General features: G+C 67.8%; 3 protein-coding genes. 2 read left to right on the plus strand and 1 reads right to left on the minus strand.

Annotated elements, in window-relative coordinates; translation table 11 throughout:
* A partial coding sequence (locus L0P92_RS42430) for an Rv3235 family protein (RefSeq protein WP_234768481.1) occupies window positions 1-418 on the plus strand: 418 nt, incomplete at its 5' end.
* 312 nt (window positions 419-730) lie between these two features.
* Here the strand turns inward: L0P92_RS42430 and secA are convergent.
* Window positions 731-3,580 carry a preprotein translocase subunit SecA gene (gene secA, locus L0P92_RS42435; RefSeq protein ID WP_234768482.1) on the minus strand — a complete coding sequence of 950 codons (2,850 nt, stop codon included), beginning with the start codon at window positions 3,578-3,580 and terminating at the stop codon, window positions 731-733.
* A 270-nt stretch (window positions 3,581-3,850) separates the two neighbouring features.
* Here secA and L0P92_RS42440 point away from each other — a divergent pair, with 270 nt between their 5' ends.
* Window positions 3,851-4,438, plus strand: a complete 588-nt coding sequence (locus L0P92_RS42440; RefSeq protein ID WP_234768483.1) for a GNAT family N-acetyltransferase — start codon at window positions 3,851-3,853, stop codon at window positions 4,436-4,438.
* Window positions 4,439-4,476: the final 38 nt, after the last annotated feature.

Below are 4,476 nucleotides of genomic sequence, written 5' to 3' on the forward strand. Positions count from 1 at the left end.
GCCCACCGCTCCCACCCAGCCGCGAACGACCGTGCCGCCCGCGACCGCGGCCCTCAGCAGCGCGCACGCCGTCCCCCAGCCCCGCCCCACCGATGTCTTCGCCGACCGCCTGGTCCTCGTCCTGAGCGGCCAACGCCCCGTCCACTCGATGCTCCGGCACACCGCCGGCCGCGCCTACGACGAACTCGCCTGGCTGGCGGAGCGCGGCCCCCTGCGCACCCGAGGCAGCCGCCCCGTGGTCCGCGACATCGGCTACTTCGAACCCCGCGCGGGTGCCATCGAGGCCTTCGCCCGGATCGGCGCCGGCGATCAGCTGCGCGCCATGGCGTTCCGCCTTGAGCAGGGCGGAGACCTGCGCTGGCGCTGCACCGCGGTGGAGCTGGGAGGCCCACGCAGGCCGCGTACGGACGACGACTGACACCGGCTGACGACGACTGAGGTCGTCTGGCGTCGCCTGAGGTCGTCTGGCGTCATCAGTCGTCGTGTGACGTCCTCTGAGGTCGCCTGACATCGTCTGAGGTCCTCTGGCGTCATCAGTCGTCGTGTGGCGTCCTCTGAGGTCGTCTGACGTCCGGCCGACCGGGACAACGGCGCCCACCGGCCCAGCAGCCCTCAGCGGTCCCCAGAAGTCCCGCAGAGCCGCCAGGGACCGCGCAAGCCGAAGGGCCGGGCCTCCTCTCGGAGACCCGGCCCTTCCAGCCGCTACGGCGCCACCATCACGTCGGCGTCGCTACTTCTTACGGCGGCGCCCACCACGCGCCTGCTTGCGACGCTCCGCGCGCGTGAGGCCGTCGGCCTCGGAGCGCACCGGCTCGTCGCCGTTGTCGAAGTCGCCCTCGACGATGTCGCCCTCACCGTCGACCTTGGGCGCGGTGTAGTGCAGCCGGTCCGGGCGGCGCGGGGCCTCGAGGCCCTTGGCTCGGATCTCGGGACGGGCACCCGCCTGCGCCGGCACCGCGTCCTTCTTCTCCAGGTCGGCGACCGGCTCGGCGTCCTCGACCGGGACCTCCTCGACCTGCTGCTCGACCTGGACCTCCAGGTTGAACAGGTAGCCGACGGACTCCTCCTTGATGCCCTCCATCATCGCGGTGAACATGTCGAAGCCCTCGCGCTGGTACTCGACCAGCGGGTCCTTCTGCGCCATCGCGCGCAGGCCGATGCCCTCCTGGAGGTAGTCCATCTCGTAGAGGTGCTCGCGCCACTTGCGGTCCAGGACCGACAGCACGACCCGGCGCTCCAGCTCACGCATGATCTCGGAGCCGAGCTGGGCCTCACGCGCCGCGTACTGCTCGTGGATGTCGTCCTTGATGGACTCGGAGATGAACTCGGCGGTCAGTCCGGCCCGGTCGCCGGCCGCCTCCTCCAGCTCGTCGACGGTCACCTTCACCGGGTAGAGCTGCTTGAACGCGCCCCACAGCCGCTCGAGGTCCCAGTCCTCCGGGAAGCCCTCGGCGGTCTCCGCGCCGACATAGGCGTCGATGGTGTCGTCCATGAAGTGCTGCACCTGCTCGTGCAGGTCCTCGCCCTCCAGGACACGGCGCCGCTCGCCGTAGATGACCTCGCGCTGGCGGTTGAGGACCTCGTCGTACTTCAGGACGTTCTTACGGGTCTCGAAGTTCTGCTGCTCGACCTGCGACTGGGCGGACGCAATCGCGCGGGTGACCATCTTGTTCTCGATCGGCACGTCGTCCGGCACGTTCGCCATGGACATCACGCGCTCGACCATCTGGGCCTTGAAGAGCCTCATCAGGTCGTCGCCGAGAGACAGGTAGAAGCGGGACTCACCCGGGTCGCCCTGACGGCCGGAACGACCGCGCAGCTGGTTGTCGATACGCCGCGACTCGTGCCGCTCGGTGCCGAGGACGTAGAGGCCGCCGAGGTCCTTGACCTCCTCGAACTCCGCCTTGACCGCCTGCTCGGCCTTCTCCAGGGCGGCGGGCAGGGCCGCGGCCCACTCCTCGATGTGCTCCTCGGGGTCGAGGCCGCGCTGGCGCAGCTCCGCCTCGGCGAGGTCCTCGGGGTTGCCGCCGAGCTTGATGTCCGTACCGCGGCCGGCCATGTTGGTGGCGACGGTGACGGCGCCCTTGCGGCCGGCCTGGGCGACGATGATCGCCTCACGGTCGTGCTGCTTGGCGTTCAGCACCTCGTGCTGGATGCCGCGCTTGGACAGCTGCTGCGACAGGTACTCGGACTTCTCGACCGACGTCGTACCGACGAGGATCGGCTGGCCCTTGTCGTGCTTCTCGACGATGTCGTCGACGACCGCCTCGAACTTCGCGACCTCGGTGCGGTAGATCAGGTCCGACTGGTCCTTGCGGATCATCGGCCGGTTCGTCGGGATCGGGACCACGCCGAGCTTGTAGATCTGGTGGAACTCGGCGGCCTCGGTCATCGCCGTACCGGTCATGCCGGACAGGCCGGGCTGTTCCTTGTCGTTCTGGTCGTGGCGCTTGTAGAGGCGGAAGAAGTTCTGGAGGGTGATCGTGGCGAGGGTCTGGTTCTCGTCCTTGATGTCCACCCCTTCCTTCGCCTCGATCGCCTGGTGCATGCCCTCGTTGTAGCGGCGGCCGGCGAGGATACGGCCGGTGTGCTCGTCGACGATCATGACCTCGCCGTCGATGACGACGTAGTCCTTGTCCTTCTTGAAGAGCTCCTTCGCCTTGATGGCGTTGTTCAGGTAGCCCACCAGCGGCGTGTTCACCGACTCGTAGAGGTTGTCGATGCCCAGCCAGTCCTCGACCTTGGAGACACCGGACTCGTGGATGCCGACGGTGCGCTTCTTCTCGTCGACGTCGTAGTCGCCGGTCTCCTCGATGCCCTTGAGCGGCTGCCCTGCCTCGCCCCGCTTCAGGCGGGTGACCAGCTTGGCGAAGTCGCCGTACCACTTGGTGGCCTGGTCGGCGGGGCCGGAGATGATCAGCGGGGTACGGGCCTCGTCGACGAGGATGGAGTCGACCTCGTCGACGATGGCGAAGTTGTGGCCGCGCTGGACGAGTTCGTCCTTGGACCACGCCATGTTGTCGCGCAGGTAGTCGAAGCCGAACTCGTTGTTCGTGCCGTAGGTGATGTCGCACGCGTACTGCTCGCGACGCTGGGCCGGCGTCATGTTGGCGAGGATGCAGCCGACGTTGAGACCCAGGAACTTGTGGACGCGACCCATCATCTCGGAGTCGCGCTCGGCCAGGTAGTCGTTGACCGTGATCAGGTGCACGCCCTTGCCGGACAGCGCGTTCAGATACGCGGGCAGCGTGCCGACGAGGGTCTTGCCCTCACCGGTCTTCATCTCGGCCACGTAGCCGAGGTGCAGGGCCGCGCCACCCATGATCTGGACGTCGTAGTGACGCTGTCCGAGAACGCGCTTGGCGGCCTCGCGGACGGTGGCGAAGGCCTCGGGCAACAGGTCGTCCAGGCTCTCACCGTCTGCGTAGCGCTGCTTGTACTCATCGGTGAGGGCCCTCAGCTCGGCGTCGGAGAGGTCGACGAAGTCCTCTTCGATGGAGTTGACCTGGTCCGCGATGCGGTGCAGCTTGCGCAGGATCTTGCCTTCGCCTGCACGCATGATCTTCGAGAGGACGGACACGGGGGTTGGTCTCCTTGCCGGTCGGGCCTGGGACGGTCGGTTTCCATTTGACTTGACTGAGCAACGGCCATCGTATGCGAGGACCCCGCCGCGCCGGGAGCCTGCCGTGGACGCCGAACGTACGCTGCTTCAAATCTCCGTCAAAGGGACAACGGCCGGGGGTCTCGGATGGTGCCGCGTTCCGCCAACGAATTGTGCGAAACGCGTTCGCGCGCTCACACACCGCATAAAGGATGGCGCTTGCTACGGCCGCCCGAGCAGAATCGGTCGATGGAACCCGTCACGCTCTCCACCGGTCGCCTCCTCATGCGTACGGTCGGCCCCAAGGACACCCATACCGTGTACGAGGCCGTGCAGGACCCCGACATCCTGCGCTGGACGACGATGCCCTCGCCGTACCTGTACGAACACGCCGAGAGCTTCACAGAGCAGCTGGTCCCCGACGGCTGGGCCAACGGTTCGATGTTCACCTGGGGACTCTTCCTCCCCGAAGGGGAGGAACTGGTGGGCATGCTCGGCCTCACGATGCGTTCCATGAGCAGTGCCGAGATCGGCTTCTGGGGCCGGAAGGAACACCGCGGCAACGGCTACGTCACCGAGGCCGTCCTCGCCGCCGCCCGCTGGGCCTTCGTCCACCTGTCGATCGACCGCGTGGAATGGCGCGCGGAAGTCGGCAACGTCCCCTCCCGCGCGGTCGCACAACGCGCCGGCTTCACCCTGGAGGGCACCCTCCGCTCCGCCCTGATCCACCAAGGCGTACGCCGAGACTGCTGGCTGGGCTCCCTACTCCCCTCAGACCTGAGCCTCCCCTCAACGGCCCCGTACCTCCCGGCCCCCTCCGGCCGACCAGACGCCTGAGCTGCTTTTCAGCCCGTCCGGCGTTTGAGGACGAGGCC

This window comes from Streptomyces muensis (genome assembly GCF_021474425.1).
In the GTDB taxonomy this organism is placed as follows: domain Bacteria; phylum Actinomycetota; class Actinomycetes; order Streptomycetales; family Streptomycetaceae; genus Streptomyces; species Streptomyces muensis.